Source organism: Alteromonas sp. ABV4_515 (assembly GCF_056160345.1).
Genome location: NZ_JBSWWZ010000004.1, coordinates 114,352 through 133,371 on the forward strand (window position 1 = coordinate 114,352; position 19,020 = coordinate 133,371).

Sequence of the window (19,020 nt, forward strand, 5' to 3'; positions counted from 1 at the left end):
CAAACGCAAGTCCTTTGAGATAGCAGGCAGATTACAGCAGAAAAAGCGTTCCCAATCCGAGAAATGCGACAAAGCCGACGATGTCTGTCACGGTTGTGAGGATGACGGAGCCGCTAAGCGCGGGGTCGATTTTCAGCTTGTCCAGCAATACCGGCAGAAACACCCCGGCAAGGGCCGCTGATACAATGTTCACCAGAATAGCCAGGCAAATCACAATACCCAGGGCAGCGCTGGAGAACCATACCGACGCAACAATACCGATAATAATCGCCCAAATAACACCATTAAGGCCGCCGACTTTGAGCTCTTTCATCATTAGCGCCCGGAAGTTAGCTTTGGTTACTTGGCCCAGTGCTAGCCCCCGCACAATCAGTGTAAGCGTTTGGCTACCGGCGATACCGCCCATGCTAGCCACCACCGGCATCAGTACCGCCAGCGCAACGACTTGCTGCAACGTTCCCTCAAACATGCCAATAAACCAGGAAGCCAAAAATGCCGTTAGCAAGTTAATGCCTAGCCACAGGGCGCGGTTTCGGGCACTTTTTGCAACGGGCGAGAACAAATCCTCGTCTTCATCCATACCTGCAGACGCCATGACTTGACGTTCGTAATTCTCATTAACCAATTCACTGGCAGAGGTCACATCTAAGCGCCCCATAAGCTTATTGTTGTCGTCTACCACAGGCAGCGACGCGAAGCCCGAGCGTTGTAACTGCAGCGAGGCAACGGTGGTGTCATCGGTAACCTTCAGCACCGGCATATTCTCGATGGTGAGTTCTACCAGCGGAACGTGCTCAGGCGCCCCGAACACCTTAGTCAGCTTTACCGCAGCAGAGAACTGACCAGAGCGGTTAGTCAGGAAAATCGTGTCAGAGTGACTGGGAACATTCCGGCGAATCAGACGCAAGGCGTCTCGTACTTTAGCGTTGATGGGCAGCGCCAATTGCTCGTGGGAAATCCAGTGACCAATCTCGCTGTCAGTAAACTGCGTGGCTTCGCGAAAGAAGGCTTGTTGCTGTTCATCCAGGGCTTTGAAAGCCAGGTCCATGAGTCGCGACGGTAGCGAATCCATTAGCTCCAGCAGCGACTCCGCCTCGATGTCTGCAAACATCAGCGCCCATTCTGTATCCGGTGTCGCATCTATTAAAATTTCCCGGGGATCACTACGCATCTCAACCAGCACGTCGATTTTACGATCCCGCGGTAGCCCTTCCCAGGTAGAAATACGCAGCTCTACAGGTAATGATTCCAGCACCGTAGCGATAGAGACATCATCTTCGCTGGCAAGCGTTGTTAATACGGCGGCGGGATCTTCGTTCTGAGCGTCAGAAACCAACTCCTCAATGAGATCCGGTAACGGTTCGGCCATATTTCATTCCTCCAACATTCTGTGCTGCTGATGTTAGCTTTTTTTCACGGCAACACAACAACATAAAGTAAACTGTACCGCAAATGCCGTGAACACTTGCGAGAAAACACGTAAAATCACCGCCGATGACAACTTCTGACTCCCCAACCGCCGAAAATATAACGCCTGAACTGCCGTCGACGCCCCTAGAGGTACTGTCGAAAGTTTTCGGCTACGATAAATTCAGAGATGGCCAACAAGCTGTTATCGATGCCGTAGCGAACGGGCAGGATGCGTTGGTGCTGTTGCCCACAGGTGGCGGAAAATCTCTGTGTTATCAAATTCCGGCGCTTGTCAGGCAAGGGGTGGCAGTGGTGGTATCACCACTAATTTCACTCATGCAAGACCAAGTTGAACAGCTGCGGGAAGTGGGTGTTAGCGCCGCTTACATTAACTCCACGCAAGACCAGGAACAACAGCAGTCCGTTCTTGCGCGTATCACCAGTGGCAACTTGCAGCTCTTATACGTATCGCCTGAAAAATTGCTCACTCCTTGGCTCATGTCTTTTCTGCAAGCCCAAACCGTTGCGCTGTTTGCCGTGGATGAAGCCCACTGTGTTTCCCACTGGGGTCACGATTTCCGCCAGGATTATCGCGCGCTGGGCTTACTAAAACTGCGCTTCCCAAATATTCCAGTTATCGGCCTCACCGCCACCGCAGATGCCGCCACCCAGGCGGACATTCTGGTGCAATTAAATCTCAACGAGCCCTTCGTTTATAAAGGTAGTTTCGATCGACCGAATATTCGCTATCGGGTAATGGCAAAATACAAAGCCTTTGATCAAGTACGTGACTATGTTAAACAACAAGACGGCAGTGGCATTATTTATTGTAATAGCCGTGCCAAGGTAGACGATTTACACGCCCGCTTACACAGAGAGGGCATCAGCTGTGCAGCCTATCACGCCGGAATGGACGCCGATGAGCGAGAGTATGTGCAGCGCCGCTTCCTCAACGATCAGGTCGATGTCGTTATTGCCACGGTCGCGTTCGGCATGGGTATCAATAAATCTAACGTACGCTTTGTTGTGCATCACGACGTACCCCGCAGTATTGAAAACTACTACCAGGAAACGGGGCGCGCTGGTCGTGATGGCCTCGAGTCTGAAGCGATGCTGCTTTACGATGAAAAGGATGCCGCGCGGGTTCGGCAGTGGATTGAACAAGGCGAAGCCACTGACAGGTTAAACGTAGAGTTACAGAAATTTGCCTCTATGGAAGCGTTCGCTGAAGCGCAAACCTGCCGCCGTCAGGTATTACTTAACTATTTCTCTCAATACAGTGATACCGCCTGCGGTAACTGCGATATTTGCATCGACCCACCCAAACTCATAGATGGCCTGGTGATTGGGCAAAAAATTCTGTCGTGTATTTTACGTCTAGAACAACAGGCTGGCTCGCAATACCTTATTGATGTGCTTCGTGGCAAAGCATTGAAGCGCATCATGGAAGCCGGTCATCAAAATTTAAGTACCTATGGGATCGGAAAGGAAAAGCCCGACGGTTACTGGCATAGTATGATTAACCAGCTTATTCACAAAGGACTGGTGAGAGTCGACCTTACCGCCGGAGCCATGTTAAGACTGAATGAAAATGCCCGTCAGGTATTGAAAGGCGAAGTGGCACTGGAGCTTGCTGTGCCGCGTTTGAGCTTTAAACCTGATACACGGGTGAGCAAAACACCAGCAATTTACGATAAGGCCCTCTTCAAACGCTTGAAACACCTTCGAAAAGCGCTGGCAGAAGAACACAGCGTGCCGCCTTACGTTATCTTCAGTGATGCGACACTGGCCGACATGGCTGCAAAAACACCGACCACTGTGAACGATTTCCTGGATGTTAGCGGAGTGGGTAAAACAAAGCTTGAGCGTTATGGCGAGGCTTTCCTGCAGTTAATAAAAGATTACCTCGACAGCACCCTAAATGATTAAAGCGCCGAAAAGCGGCAGCAGTGATCAGGCATAGTCGTACTTACCACCTTTCTCCAATGCACGTTGGTAGGCCGGGCGTTGATGCACCTTTTCTACATAAGCTTTAATGGCCGGGTAATCAGCTGCCTTCCCTGTAGCCACCATGGCTTCCAAAGGGAAAATCATTTGCACATCGGCCCCTGTGGGTTCGCTACCGGCAAACCAGGCATGGTTCTGCAAATGGCTTTCGGTGTACTTCAAACTCTGCTTCAGGTTAGGCCGATAGTAGGCGTTGGCAATTTCGCCTAAGAGTTTGCGAACCATAGGGCGAATAAGCCCCGGCACTTTCTCTTCTGCTTTCGAAAACACCATTAATGCTACCTTCGCAGGCATTAATGACCCTTCTGAAAAGTGCATCCAAAAATCATACTGTTGCAAACTTTGCTCGTTCGACGGCTTTGCAAAGCTGTCTTTCCCGTAGTGCCGGACAATGAATTCGATAATGGCGCCAGATTCAGCGAGCGTCGTGGTATCGGTGGTTAACACAGGTGAACGACCCAGCGGATGTACGGCTTTCATTTCAGCAGGGGCAAGGCCGGTTTTCGCATCACGCTGATATTTTTCCAGGTGATACTCCACACCCAGTTCTTCCAACAGCCACAAAATGCGCTGCGAACGCGAGTTATTTAAATGGTGAATCGTTAACACGTGCAAACTCCCTGCAAAGTAAGAATTGGTAGTAATCGTTACGCAATGTCTACTCAGGCAGTTTAGCGTTGTGAATATTAAATTTCATTAACAACACGAATGTGAATACAGAGGGGCGAAATGAAAGTTATCAATCACCTGAGAACACTGGCACACTGACGCCGGATTTCTTACACTGCCCACCTGATTGTCAATCTGGTGGTCATTATGCCGCTTACTCATCGCTATGCAGAAAATCTGTCGGCCCTGGCATCCCCCGTTACGCCGCAGGTGTTGTCTGGTCAGCGTCTTCAATTAGTAAACCATGCACTTGCGACTTCCCTTGGACTGCCAGAATCCTGGTGGCAGCAAAATCACATTACCGAGCAATTGTCCTGCCCAGCTTCAGTGCTGAGCGCTGGCGCCGTTGCACAGAAATACGGAGGCCATCAGTTTGGACAATGGAACCCGTATCTCGGTGATGGACGAGGGTTACTGTTGGGTGAAGCTACAGACAAGAACGGACATTCTTTTGACCTTCACCTCAAGGGGGCAGGCCAGACGCCCTATTCACGAGGTGCTGATGGACGCGCCGTATTACGTTCTACAATTCGTGAATACCTTGGCAGCGAAGCCCTGCATTCGCTTGGCATTGCCTCATCCCGAAGTTTATGTCTGTTCAGTAGCGATGAAACTGTGTTTCGTGAACAGCCCGAACCCGGCGCAATGATGATTCGAACTAGCCCCAGTCATATTCGCTTTGGACACTTCGAGTTTTATTATCATAGCGGTGAAAAAGAGAAACTGGACGCATTGTTTCAGTACACACTAGCCAACCATTTCCCTGAATGCTTAGACGCAGAAAATCCGCACTTGGCGCTACTTAACACTATTGTGCTTCGTACCGCTCGACTCATCGCCCTTTGGCAAAATCACGGCTTTATCCATGGCGTCATGAACACCGATAATATGTCAATTCACGGCATTACCTTCGATTATGGTCCTTATGCGTTTATGGAATCATTCAAGAGCAATGCGGTGTTTAATCATTCTGACCATCAGGGCCGCTATGCCTTCGACCAACAGCCAAGCATTGGCTTATGGAACCTGAATGTATTGGCGCACTGTTTCAGTGATTATTGTTCAGTTGATGGCATTCGCGCTGCACTAATGAAATACGAGACAACGTTTATTAGCCAATTCCAGCATGTAATGGCTGCACGCATGGGCCTTCCTGCAGATGCACCGGAAACGCAGAATATAGTGAACCAGTGGCTCGAACTCATTGAAAAAGAGCGTGCTGATTATACGTCGTCATTTAGAAAGTTAGCACTTACCAACCATGCAGATAACCCGTCTACCTTGCGCGACAACTTTATCGACCGGCAGCAGTTCGATAGTTGGTGGCATCAGTACCAACAATATCGAGATCATTCAGTATCCCAAAACACGCTGCTCAATTTGAACCCTGTGGTTGTGCCGCGCACCCATTTGCTACAACAAGCCATTGAGCACGCAGAGGCTGGCGATTTTAGCGAGTGCGAAGCGTTGTTTCAGGCCGTAACGTCGCCTTTCGACACATGCTGGGATAACCATAAATACGCCAAACCCTCAGAAGCCAATCAAGGAGGCATGTTGTCGTGCAGCAGTTAGACGTAAACCAAATCCGGCAGTCCGCACGTCGAATAGATGACACCATTGTGCTGGACTTTCCACTACCCCAAACACCCGGACGAACCAATCTGTTTATTTCACAGTTGGTTAGTGCCTTGGGTGCTGAAGCTCAGGAGCCCGAATGGGGCGCCGACCGCGTGCAGGTTGTTATCATCGCAGAGGACGTAAGAATGCTGCTGTGCATAGAATGGTTGTGCGATTCAATTTGGCTGGAATCGGCTGGGGGCATTAACAATACCGCAGATTTTCTCTGGCAGTGGCTACACGCTAAATAGCCAATTTGGCATTAATCGTCTTTATCGAACGAACAAGGCGACATAATTCATGATGAATTGCTATAATATCACACTCAAAATCTTGTAAAATGCCCGCCCGACCCCACATTAGCGTGGATTATCAAGCAGGCATAGAAGTGCAATGACCAGTAAGCAACCAAAATACGAATATATCAGCTCCGCCAAGCTTCCTACCAGAATGGGCGATTTCCGCATCCATGGCTTTGTGGAACTCAGTGGCCAGGAACACGTGGCGCTTTCCTATGGTACGTGGAACGAGGGCGATGTGGTGCCGATACGTATTCATTCTGAGTGCCTTACCGGCGATGCGCTTTTCAGCACCCGTTGCGATTGCGGTTATCAGCTTGAAAAAGCCATGCAGAATGTGGTTGACCACGGATTTGGCGTTATTTTGTATTTGCGTCAGGAAGGCCGAGGCATTGGGTTACTCAACAAAATCCGCGCTTATAATTTGCAAGACAGCGGCATGGACACCGTAGAAGCTAATGAACACCTTGGTTTCGATGCTGATCTACGCAGCTATGATATTTGTAAGCTGATGCTGGAAACGCTGAAAGTAAGCAAGGTTGAGTTAATGACCAACAACCCCCGAAAGCTGAAAGCGCTAGACGACCTTGGAATCGAAATTGTGTCCAGAACGCCCATCGACCACGGCATGACCAAAGACAATAAAAACTATCTGAAAACCAAAACCGAAAAACTTGGTCACGTTTTCGACCCTCACCTGTTCGACTAGTTTCACAGAAGCTGAACGCAGCATTTGATGTTGGTTCAGCTTAGGTTAATTTCCCGCCGGTTATAACGTTTCCTATCTTCACACTATTCTGCACCCTACGCAGAATTCAGGAGTTTTTATGAAACGGTTAACCCTTGCAGTGATTTTATCGCTCTCCACGGGGGCGATGGTATCTTTGCCTGCCATGGCCAAACAAGACAGTTATGCCACGCAGTCCCAGGCTGACAGCTATACGGATGCTGAATTGGACAGTCTGTTGGCGCCTATCGCCCTGTATCCCGACACCATACTGACCCATATTCTGATTGCATCGACTTATCCCCTCGAAGTGATTGCCGCTGATCGTTGGCGTCAGCAGCATAGCCACCTGGATGGGGAAGACGTGGAGCGGGAAATCGAAAACTTCGACTGGGACCCAAGCGTCAAAGCCATTGTGCCGTTTACTGATATTCTGCGGACCCTCAGCGGAGATTTAGATTGGTTACAGGCATTGGGCGATAACGTACTGATTAGCCAGGGCCGGGTGCTGGCGCGGGTTCAAGTTTTACGCCAGCATGCGCTGAATGCAGGTACCCTGGGTGATAACGAATATCAGCGCATTGAGCGAGATAGAGAGACTATTGTTATCGCGCCTGTGCGCAAAGAAATTGTGTATGTGCCTTACTATGACACGCGAGTGGTATATGGCAACTGGTGGCACCCGGTTGCGCCTGTTTACTGGCATCAGCCTAGTCACTACCGCTTCACTGCTGGCTTTTACTGGAGCCCGAGCATACGTCTTTCCACCCATTTTTATTTCGGTGGTATCAGCTGGCACGACCGCCACGTTGTTGTCACCCATCGCCCAGTGAAACGATTCTATTATGGCAACGACATCAAGCGCAGTTACAGCCGAGATTATCAGCCATGGCAACATAACGCGAATCACCGCCGGGTACGCTACTCAGACAATGTTGTTCGCACGCCGGGCACACGTTATGTGAATCAAACTCACACTGTGAAACGCCGGGTGGACTATTCTCCGGTGTCTAATCACCATACGGCAGCATCCCGAGGAGGCCTGTCGTCTAAACCGCAACGTGAAACCCATATTGAGAAGAAATCTTACGTTCGTACGTCAAGTGATAAAAATGACAACCGCAATATTAATCGGGAACGTCGCGTTACCACGCCGACACAAAGCCAGCGTGAATATGCCCGGACCGCCGAACAAAAGCGAGAAGCCTATAAGCCCCGGCAGGATGTGGTGAAAAATAGCTATCAGACTAAACCGACCGTGCAGCGAGAACGTCCGTCAGCGCAGAATCAAAATGTGCGCAGCTATCCGCAACGTTCACATGTGCAACGGCGTGATACGGTGAAGCGGGAAAAAGAAAGCCGTATGCGTGACTGATGTTGAATAAAAAAGCAACGCAGGACGCGTTGCTTTATATTTTCATACTTCTAATACGACACAAAAGTAACGTTTGGCTAGTGCCCTTTGCCAAAGCGAGTTACAAATACATCGACAAAACGATTAGGGGATGTCGGGTCAATATTGAAGTAAAGCGAAGGCTCTATCAGCTCTAACTCCATGATTGCCCAATGCCCATCAACCCGAATCAAATCGACCCTGGCGTAAAGATAATCCGTAGGCATTGCACCTAATGCCGCCTCACAAACGGTAAGCATATCTGCAGTGGGTGTGTACGCAGAAAGTCGCCCACCGTGCTCTTCCTGTACCCGGAAATCACCGGCTTTAGGTTGTTTGAGTAACGTGTGGCTATACTCGCCGCCAAAATAGAAAAGTGAATACTCACCCTCAGTAATCACGCTGTTCAGAAAAGGCTGCACCATCAACAGCCGATCTTTAAACAACGCACTCAGCTTCCCGTGAAACTCACCGGCCTGCGATTGAGGAACCCTGAACGTGTCATCGGAATTGGCACTTAGCGCTGGCTTGATCACTACTTCATCACACCCCAAAGCCGCAAATTGTGCTTCAAACCAGGTTGCTGAATACGTATCAGCCCACACTGTCGGCACAATGGGAACATCGTTCTCAGCCAGCTCTCTGAGATACGTTTTCTCAATATTCCATTTCATCAATGAAAGCGGATTATGCAGCGTTGCTGACGATGCATCGATGGCTTCGAGGCAAGCAATAAAAGCCTCGGGCGCCTGCTGATAGTCCCATGGACTGCGCACAATCACATGGTCAAAATCATTCCAGTTCACCGTGGTACTGCGCCAGGAGACCGTTTCTACTTCATAGCCTGAGGCATTGAAATCCGGGATCAGCATGTCGTCATACACAAAGAATGCTTCCGCGTCTTCAACATCCATAGACAAAAAACAAATTCTCGACATGCTGATACCTAAAACACGATAACCAGTTGACCCGCCTCTACGCGTATATCACTGGGTAGCTGATTTCCTAAAATCGAAAGATTCAGATCTTTAAAGTTCACTAACAGAATAATCGGTGCCGACTGCCCTTTCAGCTGTTCAGCCCAACGTACAATGTCCTTGTCATTTTGCAGCGTACTGTTCAGCACCTTAAAATCATTCAGCATTGGCCGTTCTATCTGCAATTCGCCGTTAGTACCATCATAACGAAGCAGGCCACTTAGCGTCGCCTTGGCCTCCATTTGCTGACCGTCCCGGGAACCGTGAATATTCACGTCTACAGCCACCTTATTGTTTGCCGAAAGTGTTAAATATGGATTGCTGAAAACAACCTTCATCCCTTCATAATACTGGGTCTGCGGGAAAGTCATGCCCACAACCTGGTTTAGATCTTTCTGAGACAACCTGAACGTAAAAGCGTGTGCTTGCGCAGTCAGCAACAACGTAAACAGCGGTAACAGAATAAAAAATCGAACGAATTTTCGCATAGTAGCCCTATAGGTGTGGCCTGAATGGGCGTACTGTATCATAGTCTCAGTAACAGGCACGGAATTCCCGAAGCCAATCAACTTGACCAGTCATGCAAGGAGCCTGAACACGATGCCCGATAACGCCTTTCTCTCTGCCTATGTCATAAATCAGACCGGTAAGGCCCGTTCACTTACGCAACAGGAATTGAATTACCATTGCGAGGCAGGGGAATATATCTGGATTCATATGCAAAGTGATGCCGAAGACTCAGAGCAACTGCTGCAATCACTCTCAATTGCATGCAGCGTGTCTGACGCATTGTGCGCGCAAGTCACTCGCCCGCGGGCAATGCAGATGGACGATGGCGTATTGGTGTTTCTTCGCGGAATAAACAAAAACCCGGAAGCCGATCCGGAAGACATGGTTTCGCTGAGGATTTGGTGCACCAATAACCTTATCATCACAGCCAGACGTAAAGGCCGTCAATTGATGTCAGTATTGGCGTTACAGGACGATGTCACCTCTGGCGCTCCGCCAGAATCACCAAAGGCGCTTCTACTCGATTTGGTGTTGCGTCTTGCCGATGTCATTCACGAAACACTGGAAGAAATTAACGATGCGCTACTCGATTTCGAAGAAGATTATCAATTAGATAAGGCCGACCGAAAGGTACTCTCTAATCTCCGCAGGCAGTCCGCCGCAATCCGTCGCTTTCTCGCCCCGCAGCGGGATGCCCTCGACGCTTTACTACGTTTCAACAGTTTTTTAAATGAAGGCCAGGTATTCTTTTTAGGAGAACAGTCTGACCGCATTACCCGCTATGTCGAAGATTTAGATCTCGCGCGGGAGCGGGCGGTTCTGTTGCAAGACGAGCTTCGTAACCGCATTGCCGATCAACAAGGTATGCGCATGTACGTGCTCTCTATGGTAACGGCGATTTTCCTGCCGCTGTCGTTTTTAACCGGATTATTTGGCATGAATGTGGGAGGATTACCAGGTACCGACTCTCCCCAAGCCTTTGCCATTCTAATAGCAGGCATGCTTTTTCTAACTATTATCATGCTTGTCGCTATGCTCTGGAAAAAGTGGCTATGATGTTTTCGTGACATTTGTGACATAGAGCGCTTTTTAGACAAAAGTGTCATACCGTTAAATTAATTTCATATCTATACTTCTCTAAATTAAGGGTTGAGTTCAGAAAAACGAAAGTTGACCTATACTCAATGTAGCCTTGTCACCTAGAGGGTTCAGTATGCAATTTCCTTGGATTCAGGACGGTCAAAAATTATTCCGTCTTGTTCTACCTGTACAGCTTGTCCTGGCAATCGCAATTGGTTTTTATACTGGTGAGCTACTTCCGGCTTTTATCATTGGCGTACCTACCGTTGCATTGCCGCTGATTCTTAGTTTTACTCAACCCGATTCCGCGTTGAGTCGTATTTGTATCGGCATCGCCGTACAGTTAATGACTGCACTGCACATTAATCAGGCCTATGGGCTGATTGAATGGCACTTCGAGATATTCGCATTACTGGCCATGCTGGTGGTATTTCGCGATTGGATCGTCATTGGCGTTTCTACTGCTGTGGTGGCCGTCCATCACGTTGGCTTCTTTTTTCTTCAATCTCAGGGCATTGGAGTGACTATCTTCGAAGACGGCCATCTCAGCTTTCCTATTCTTATCATGCATGCCTTGTTCGCTGTGTCAGAGTGCGCAGCATTAATGTTTGTGGCTAAGCGCTCTTATGATGAGGGTATGAACGCATTTGCTTTAAGCAATACCGTTGATAAAGTGTTGGCACAACAGGGTCGCATCGACCTCACCGTTGAAGTAGCGCAGAGCGAAGGCACCAAACAATTTGCAGACTTATTATCGCAAATGAAATCTCTTGCCGTTGATGCTAATAGACTGACTAACGAAGTTGCTTCCGCCAGCCAGCAAATTCAGGGAGCCACTTCTGAGTTGAGTAACACCAGTGCGCAGGCAGCTAACGAAGTAAGTAGCGTATCTTCTGCTTCAGAAGAAATCGCGGCATCGATGCAGCTTACTTCCCAAAGAACCCAGCTTGCCAACGATAAAACAAGCCAAGCGTCCTCACTCACCAGCGAGTCCAAAGCGGCTATCGATGCAACGGCGGGTTCAATTGCCTCTTTGAAAAGCATGTTAACCAAAGCGGCGCAAACCAACGCTGAACTTAATGAACGTTGTGCAAATATTTCCGACGCAATGCGTTCTATCACTGCCGTGGCAGAGCAGACTAATCTACTTGCACTGAATGCGGCTATTGAATCTGCCCGTGCAGGTGAGCACGGCAGAGGTTTTGCGGTGGTGGCAGATGAGGTACGTACGTTGGCAATTCGCTCAAAAGAAAGCGCCGACGAGATTACCACGATTACTGAGAAACTGGTAGTAAGTACAGCAAGCTCTGTAGAGCAAATGCAAAGCTGTATTACGCTGGTGGATAATGCCGTAGATAACTCATCTTCTGCCAGCGCAGCGATGACCGAGATTGAATCTCAGATCACCGCAGCGTCTGACAATATGGCTGAAATTGCTAGCTCCGCAGTCGAGCAGGAAGCTGCATCACAATCTATTGCGGCGAGCACGGCAAAAATGCACGAGCTCTCCCAAGACGAAGCGTCAACTGCCGCCCGTCTTGAGCAGCAAGTGGTGCAATTAACCAATCTTTGCAAAAACATGCAGCAAGCTGTGATGAAGTTCACCGTATGATGAAAAAGAAAGCCGGATGGCTAGTGGTTGCCGTCTGGCTTTGCTCTGTTACGACAGGACTCTGGATTTACGGCGGCAATCAAACATCTGAGTTCGATCCACAGCTATCATTGACTGCTGCATCTTCTGAGCGCGACTTTGATACCCGTTTTGCAGCCTACTTAAACGAAGCCGGCATTCGTCCGGGTACCTTAGTCCATTTACAAACCGATAGCCCTTGTTTCTGCAATTCGCTGAGCCGCCAACATCAGTATGATTTATCGGAATTGCTTAAAGAACAGGGCTACTCAATGAGCATAGTGAATTTGTCAGATCATCCATCGCTGGTCAATATCGTGCCATCCTTCCCTGCCCTTGCGGTGCTCGACGCAGAAAATCAGCTTCGCTATCTCGGTGCTTACGCCACAGGACTTGGGTGTTATACCGGTGATGATTTGGTGGCTACTATTGCCAATTGGGTAAAACAAGATAACTATCAGGGCGCAATGATTAACGCCGATGGTGAAGGCTGTTACTGCCCCACGTCGGATGCGTGAGGCGGCGTTCTGGCTGAGCGGGGAGACGCATATTCAATCGCAAACACGGCGTGAGCCCACTCAGGCGTTTTCTCTGGCGCAAGGGAGTCAGCCAGAGATATACGGCTCATGCCCCGCCGCGTTCCAGGGTGTCGCCTTGCAGGCCTTTTATGTGAGCAACGACAGAACGGGCCAGCGCGCTTTGGTTGTAGCCGCCTTCCAACGTACTGACTATGCGACCATGACACACCTCATCTGCTACTTTTCGTAGTTCTGCTGAAATCCACTTGTAGTCATCTTCCCGTAATCGCAGGTGGGCCATGGGATCTTCAGCGTGGGCGTCGAAGCCAGCAGAAATCAGGATCAACTCTGGTTTGTAATTTCGTAGTGCATCAAACCAGTAATTTACCTTTTCGCGAAAAACCTCACCGGTACAACCCGCATCCAGTGGCACGCCCTGAATATTACTGGCTGATACTGGCGAACCGCTGTGGGGATAAAACGGATGTTGAAACGACGAGAACATCATGATGCTTTCGTCGCCCGCAATGATGTTTTCCGTCCCATTGCCGTGGTGCACATCGAAATCCACAATCGCCACCCGGTTTAAACCGTGATGGTGCAAGGCATAGCGTGCTGCTACAACAACATTATTAAAGAAACAAAACCCTTGTGCTGACGCATACTCGGCATGGTGACCCGGCGGACGCACTGCACAGAATGCCTGTCGGTCGTCCCCCGCCATAACCCAATCTACCGCGTCGACGCCCGCACCCGCAGAGTACAACGCTGCACTCAAGGTAATTGGGGTCATACCGGTGTCGTCTTCTACCCACACCACGCCGGTTTTCGGGGCGCGTTCAAATACACTGTCGACATAGTACGGATCGTGAGCTAAGGCCAAGTATTCCCGTTTACAGGGTTTCACATCGGCATGTTCACAGGTCATTTCTAATCCCGATGACAATAACTGATCATCGATAGCGTACAGGCGGTCTGGCGATTCCGGATGGTCATGCCCTACATCATGATGAATGCAGTCTTTGCCGCGAAATATCCTTACTGTCACGCTTCCTCCTCTAGCTTTAATTCAAGCTCCACATCACTTGGGTCGCTGGAAAACAAGCGCTTGAATCCGGCGTTTTCAAATATCGCAATCATGGCTTTGTTTTCGGCTCGCACATAGGCTAGCATCCTGCGCATTTTGCGGGCGCGGGCTATATCGATAAGACGTGACAGCAGTAGCTTCGCCATGCCTTTACCCTGCTGATTTTCCCGTGTGACAAAGGCCGCCTCACAGGAGTTATCTGCCGGATTAAAATAAAAACGCCCTACCGCATGAATCATTATCCGCGAACCTTCCTGACGAACGATACACAGCGCCGCATCTGTGCGCTGATCAACACTCACCAAATTACACGACTTCTCCCGAGACATTTGCTTCGGATCGTAGTTGTAACGCAAGCGCAGGGTTTCTTTCGTATGAGAATAGAAAAACTCTTGTAACCGACGTTCATCGGCCGGGTTGAGCGGTCGCAAATAATAGGTATCTCCCTGAATCACCAGCTTTTGCAGCTGAATTGCGCCTAGCTCTGCGATATCGGTGGGGTACTTTTCCTGATAATGAGGCACCCAATAGTTCTTGCGAACTTCTTCGAGCAACTGGCCGCGAAATTTTGGATGGGCAACACGAATAAGTTCCAGTGCTCGCTCGCGAATACTCTTGCCTCGCAGCGCCGCCACACCGTACTCGGTAACCACGTATTGCACATTTCCGCGACTGGTCACTACGCCCGCCCCTTCTGAAATACAAGGCTTGATGCGAGATACCGTTTCGCCCTTGGCAGTTGAGGGTAAAGCAATAATCGCTTTCCCGCCTTTGCTCATCGACGCGCCACTGACAAAATCCACCTGACCGCCAATACCACTATAAAAGTCATGCCCCAATGAATCCGCCACAACCTGGCCGGTTAAGTCGACTTCCAACGCACTGTTGATCGCTACCATGGTATCGTTCTTAGCGATGTTCGTTGGCTTGTTCACGTAACTGCTGGGATAAAACTCAATGTGGGGGTTTTTATCAATATAGTCATACAGACGACGGGTACCAATCGCAAAACTGGTGACAAGCTTACCCGGGTGGAAGGTTTTCTTACGGTTGGTGATCGCGCCAGATTCGATAACTTCAATAATGCTGTCGGTGAGCATTTCACTGTGAATACCCAAATCTTTATGATGCAGCAAATACTTTAGCGTCGCACTGGGGATTTTACCAATACCGAACTGCAAGGTTGAGCCATCTTCCACCAGCATGGCCACATACTGGCCAATCCGCTCTGTAATGCTGTCGATGGGGGGCGGCGCCACTTCTACCAATTCCTGATCGCTTTGGATACAAGCGGTAATTTCACTGATATGAATATAAGAATGCCCGGAGGTACGTGGCACCATGTCATTAATCTGCGCGATCACCACATCGGCGTTACGCACTGCCGACATACAGATATCTACCGACGCGCCCAGCGAACAATAACCATATTCATCTGGCGGACTGACATTCACCAGCGCTGCATCTAACGGCAAGGTGCCGTCACTGAATAGGCCCGACATTTCAGACAGGAAACAAGGGGTATAGTCTGCCCGGCCTTCATCTACCGCCCGGCGAACTTCTTCGCCGCCGATGAAAAAGGTGTTCACTTTAAACAGCTGCCGGTGCTTTTCACTGGCCCAGCGGGTATCGCCCAGTGCCAGCATATGGACCATTTCAATATCGCTGAAACCTGTGCTGTGATCGATCAGGTCTTGGATGAGTGCATAAGGCACCGACGCGTTGCCACCGACGAATACACGACAACCTGATTTAATTAACTGATTCCAGACTGGTTTAGGAGGTAAAGCCACAGCCATTTTGCGTTCCTCGCATCATAACGTTGTACAGCCAATAGCGGCATCTTGCCACATTCTGCCCTAAAGGTGTTGATCGCGATTAACATTTAACAGAAATAGCCGAACAGAAAAAAATCACCCCGCGAAATGCGGGGTGATACGATAAATTATGATTTTGCGTTTCTAGCCAGAGCTAGCTTTCCTCGTGAGGTTGACGCTTGGCACCGAAGTACTTCACCACCATCACATAGAACATAGGCACAAAGAAGATTGCCAGGAAGGTGGCGGCAAACATACCACCCATTACTGCAATACCAATGGCGTTCTGACTTTCTGCACCCGCACCGCTGGAAATTGCCAGTGGCGTCACACCCAGAATGAAGGCCATTGAGGTCATCAAAATGGGGCGGAAACGCTGTGATGCGGCTAGCGAAACAGCTTTAATCAAATCCATGCCTTCGTCGTACTGCTCTTTCGCAAACTCAACAATAAGAATGGCGTTCTTCGCAGCCAGACCCACCGTGGTCAGGAAAGCAACCTGCAGGTATACGTCGTTGGGTAAGCCGAAGATGAAAGCGGCGACCACAGAACCGAGAATACCCAGAGGTACCACCATCAGTACCGCAAACGGTACCGACCAGCTCTCATACAATGCTGCAAGACACAGGAATACGACCAGAATAGACATCGCGTACAGCATAGGTGCCTGAGAACCAGCTTCCTGCTCTTCATATGACAAACCAGACCATTCCAGTGCGAAGCCTGGCGGCAACTGCTTCACCAGTTTCTGCGCTTCAGCCATAGCTTCACCAGAAGAGATTCCGGGAGACGGGCTACCCTGAATATTTACCGATGAAACACCGTTGAAACGTTCCAGTTTAGGCGAACCATAGTTCCACTCGACTGACGAGAACGCACTGAACGCGACCATGTCACCGTCGCCGTTGCGCACGAACCATTTTTCCAGATCTTCTGGGTCCATTCGGTATGGCGCATCCGCTTGCATATAAACACGCTTGATTCGGCCGTTATCGATAAAGTCATTTACGTAAGCTGAACCCCAGGCAATGCTGAGTGTATTGTTGATATCACTTAACGAGACACCTAAAGCCGACGCTTTTTCACTATCGATATTAATCTTAAACTCAGGTACATCGCTCAAACCGTTCGGGCGAACACCAGTCAGTTTGGGATTCTGTGCGGCCATGCCCAGGAACTGGTTACGGGCATTCATTAATGCTTCGTGACCATTCGCACCACGATCGACTAACTGGAAGTCGAAACCGGTCGCGTTACCCAGTTCACGAATGGGCGGTGGCAGAATGGGGAATGCACTGGCATCCTGAATTTGCGATAAAGCCCCAAATGCTTCATTGATAATAGCGAAAGCACTTTGTGATTCATCGCGCTTCTCCCAATCGACTAAGTGCGCAAACGCCATACCGGAGTTCTGAGCGGCACCCGTGAAACTAAAGCCTACGATGGTAAACATGTCTTTAACCATGTCACCTTTCTGGTCGAGGAAGAAGTCTTCAACGGTCTTCATCGATTCCAGTGTACGGCCAGCCGTTGAACCCGGTGGCGCATTCACCAATACCATTACCCGGCCCTGATCTTCATCTGGCAGGAATGAACCTGGTAGTTGGGTGAAAATGAATCCCATACCACCCACCAGCACAACGTAAATCAGCAGGAAGCGTTTGATTTTTCCAGCCATGCCAGTAGCAGCACGTTCGTAACCGTCGCGGCCTTTGTTGAAATTGCGGTTAAACCAACCGAAGAAGCCGGACTCTTTCTTGTTCAGTACATCCTTTTTGCGCAGCAGCGACATACACAGTACTGGCGACAAGATAATCGCAACCAGTACAGAGAAGCCCATTGCCGCAACAATAGTAATAGAGAACTGACGATAAATAGAACCTGCAGAGCCGCTCATGAATGCCATTGGTATAAATACCGTGGAAAGTACTACCGCAATACCCACCAGTGCGCTGGTGATCTGGCCCATAGATTTCTTGGTCGCTTCTTTGGCGTCCAAGCCTTCTTCTTCCATGATCCGTTCAACGTTCTCTACCACAACGATAGCATCATCAACCAACAGACCAATGGCCAGAACCATGGCAAACATAGTGAGCACGTTAATGGTAAAACCAAACGCGTACAGCACCGCGAAGGTACCCATCAGTACGACAGGCACTGCAATGGTAGGAACCAGCGTCGCTCGCCAGTTTTGCAGGAACAGCAGCATCACGAAGAATACCAGTACGATGGCTTCAATCAGTGTTTTTACCACTGACTCAATGGAAAGTTTAATGAATGGCGAGCTGTCTACCGGATAAACCACTTCCACGCCTTCAGGCAGATCTGGCGCCATTTCAGCCACTTTTGCTTTTACGGCTTCAATGGTTTCCAATGCGTTTGCGCCGGTAGCCAATGATACCGCCATACCCGAGGCAGGCTGGCGGTTATATCGGGCAATGTAGCTGTAGTTCTCAGAACCCAGCTCAACCCGGGCAACGTCTTTAACACGTACCTGGGAACCGTCGGTGTTCACACGCAATACGATGTTTTCGAAATCCTCGACGGTACGCAAGATAGACTGCGCAGTAATGGTGGCGTTAATTTGCTGACCTTCTACTGCTGGCATACCGCCTAACTGGCCCGCAGAGATATCGGTATTCTGGGTCTGAACCGCGCTTTGTACGTCAACAGGGGTCATGTTGTAGCTATACAGTTTTTCAGGGTCCAGCCAAATCCGCATAGAGCGCTGCGCACCAAATACACGAACATTACCCACACCATTTACCCGCGAAATCGGGTCCTGGAAGTCAGACACTAATAAGTCGCTGAGATCAAACTGAGAGAGGTTTCCGTCTTTAGAATAGAAGCCAACTACCACAGCAAACGCGTCGTTAGATTTATTCACGACAACACCTTGCTGCTGCACCGGATTCGGTAACAACGACATGGCGCTTTGCACCTTGTTTTGCGTTTGAACCTGCGCCGTGTCTGGGTCTGTACCCGGCTCAAAGGTTAGCGTAATAGTCATCCGCGTGTTTTCACTGCTGGCAGTGAAGTAACGAAGGTTATCGATACCCGTCAGATTTTGTTCAATGATCTGGGTTACGGTGTTCTCAATGGTTTCAGCGGATGCCCCCGGATATTGCGCCGTAATGCTTACCGTAGGCGGCGCTACCTTAGGATACTGTTCAATGGGGAGCCCTTGTATAGACAGGAGACCAGCCATCATTGTGATGATGGCTAATACCCAGGCAAATACAGGACGATCAATAAAAAAACGTGCCATAAAAAATGTGT

The 19,020-nt window shown here is 49.5% G+C and carries 16 protein-coding genes; 8 read left to right on the forward strand and 8 right to left on the reverse strand.

The window, feature by feature from the left end:
- Nucleotides 1–31: 31 nt before the first annotated feature.
- A complete protein-coding gene (locus ACXAGX_RS10765) occupies nt 32–1,369 on the reverse strand; it encodes a magnesium transporter (protein ID WP_070125848.1) in 1,338 nt (445 codons plus the stop codon).
- A 125-nt stretch (nt 1,370–1,494) separates the two neighbouring features.
- Between ACXAGX_RS10765 and recQ the strand changes: the two genes are divergently transcribed.
- Nucleotides 1,495–3,339: a DNA helicase RecQ gene (gene recQ / locus ACXAGX_RS10770; RefSeq protein ID WP_474838256.1), complete on the forward strand. Its 1,845-nt coding sequence runs from the start codon at nt 1,495–1,497 to the stop codon at nt 3,337–3,339.
- 24 nt (nt 3,340–3,363) lie between these two features.
- Here recQ and ACXAGX_RS10775 read toward each other — a convergent pair whose 3' ends face one another.
- Entirely contained in the window at nt 3,364–4,026 is a 663-nt protein-coding gene (locus ACXAGX_RS10775) for a glutathione S-transferase family protein (protein ID WP_474838257.1), read from the reverse strand.
- Between the two features lie 207 nt (nt 4,027–4,233).
- Between ACXAGX_RS10775 and ACXAGX_RS10780 the strand changes: the two genes are divergently transcribed.
- From ACXAGX_RS10780 to ACXAGX_RS10795, 4 genes are all read left to right on the forward strand, one after another.
- Entirely contained in the window at nt 4,234–5,658 is a 1,425-nt protein-coding gene (locus ACXAGX_RS10780) for a protein adenylyltransferase SelO (RefSeq protein ID WP_474838258.1), read from the forward strand.
- The gene (locus tag ACXAGX_RS10785; RefSeq protein WP_474838259.1) at nt 5,646–5,954 is read left to right on the forward strand and encodes a DUF3630 family protein; all 309 of its coding nucleotides are present in this window, start codon (nt 5,646–5,648) and stop codon (nt 5,952–5,954) included. The genes ACXAGX_RS10780 and ACXAGX_RS10785 overlap by 13 nt, the downstream gene beginning before the upstream one ends.
- 142 nt (nt 5,955–6,096) lie before the next feature.
- Nucleotides 6,097–6,711, forward strand: coding sequence for a GTP cyclohydrolase II (gene ribA / locus ACXAGX_RS10790; protein ID WP_474824846.1), 615 nt, complete (start codon nt 6,097–6,099; stop codon nt 6,709–6,711).
- Between the two features lie 118 nt (nt 6,712–6,829).
- The gene (locus ACXAGX_RS10795) at nt 6,830–8,104 is read left to right on the forward strand and encodes a DUF3300 domain-containing protein (protein ID WP_474838261.1); all 1,275 of its coding nucleotides are present in this window, start codon (nt 6,830–6,832) and stop codon (nt 8,102–8,104) included.
- Nucleotides 8,105–8,181: 77 nt separating this feature from the next.
- Here ACXAGX_RS10795 and ACXAGX_RS10800 read toward each other — a convergent pair whose 3' ends face one another.
- Entirely contained in the window at nt 8,182–9,060 is an 879-nt protein-coding gene (locus ACXAGX_RS10800; RefSeq protein WP_474824844.1) for an ATP-grasp domain-containing protein, read from the reverse strand.
- An 8-nt stretch (nt 9,061–9,068) separates the two neighbouring features.
- On the reverse strand, nt 9,069–9,587 hold the full coding sequence (locus tag ACXAGX_RS10805) for a hypothetical protein (protein WP_474838263.1): 519 nt from the start codon (nt 9,585–9,587) through the stop codon (nt 9,069–9,071).
- 112 nt (nt 9,588–9,699) lie between these two features.
- Between ACXAGX_RS10805 and ACXAGX_RS10810 the strand changes: the two genes are divergently transcribed.
- The 3 genes from ACXAGX_RS10810 (at nt 9,700) to ACXAGX_RS10820 (ending at nt 12,837) form a co-directional block, all read left to right on the forward strand.
- Nucleotides 9,700–10,665 carry a zinc transporter ZntB gene (locus ACXAGX_RS10810; protein WP_474838264.1) on the forward strand — a complete coding sequence of 322 codons (966 nt, stop codon included), beginning with the start codon at nt 9,700–9,702 and terminating at the stop codon, nt 10,663–10,665.
- 157 nt (nt 10,666–10,822) lie between these two features.
- A complete protein-coding gene (locus tag ACXAGX_RS10815; RefSeq protein WP_474838266.1) occupies nt 10,823–12,301 on the forward strand; it encodes a methyl-accepting chemotaxis protein in 1,479 nt (492 codons plus the stop codon).
- Nucleotides 12,298–12,837: a DUF6436 domain-containing protein gene (locus ACXAGX_RS10820; protein ID WP_474838268.1), complete on the forward strand. Its 540-nt coding sequence runs from the start codon at nt 12,298–12,300 to the stop codon at nt 12,835–12,837. The genes ACXAGX_RS10815 and ACXAGX_RS10820 overlap by 4 nt, the downstream gene beginning before the upstream one ends.
- On the opposite strand, the gene ACXAGX_RS10825 is transcribed toward ACXAGX_RS10820, so the two are convergent.
- The 4 genes from ACXAGX_RS10825 to ACXAGX_RS10840 form a co-directional block, all read right to left on the reverse strand.
- Nucleotides 12,813–12,947, reverse strand: a complete 135-nt coding sequence (locus ACXAGX_RS10825) for a hypothetical protein (protein WP_474824839.1) — start codon at nt 12,945–12,947, stop codon at nt 12,813–12,815. The two genes, ACXAGX_RS10820 and ACXAGX_RS10825, sit on opposite strands and share 25 nt — an antisense overlap.
- Complete coding sequence (locus ACXAGX_RS10830) at nt 12,944–13,885, reverse strand: histone deacetylase family protein (RefSeq protein ID WP_474838270.1); 942 nt, start codon at nt 13,883–13,885, stop codon at nt 12,944–12,946. Before ACXAGX_RS10830 ends, ACXAGX_RS10825 begins: the two co-directional genes overlap by 4 nt.
- Nucleotides 13,882–15,723, reverse strand: a complete 1,842-nt coding sequence (locus ACXAGX_RS10835; protein ID WP_070125860.1) for a GNAT family N-acetyltransferase — start codon at nt 15,721–15,723, stop codon at nt 13,882–13,884. The genes ACXAGX_RS10830 and ACXAGX_RS10835 overlap by 4 nt, the downstream gene beginning before the upstream one ends.
- Before the next feature lie 172 nt (nt 15,724–15,895).
- Entirely contained in the window at nt 15,896–19,009 is a 3,114-nt protein-coding gene (locus tag ACXAGX_RS10840) for an efflux RND transporter permease subunit (protein WP_474838272.1), read from the reverse strand.
- Nucleotides 19,010–19,020 lie beyond the last annotated feature (11 nt).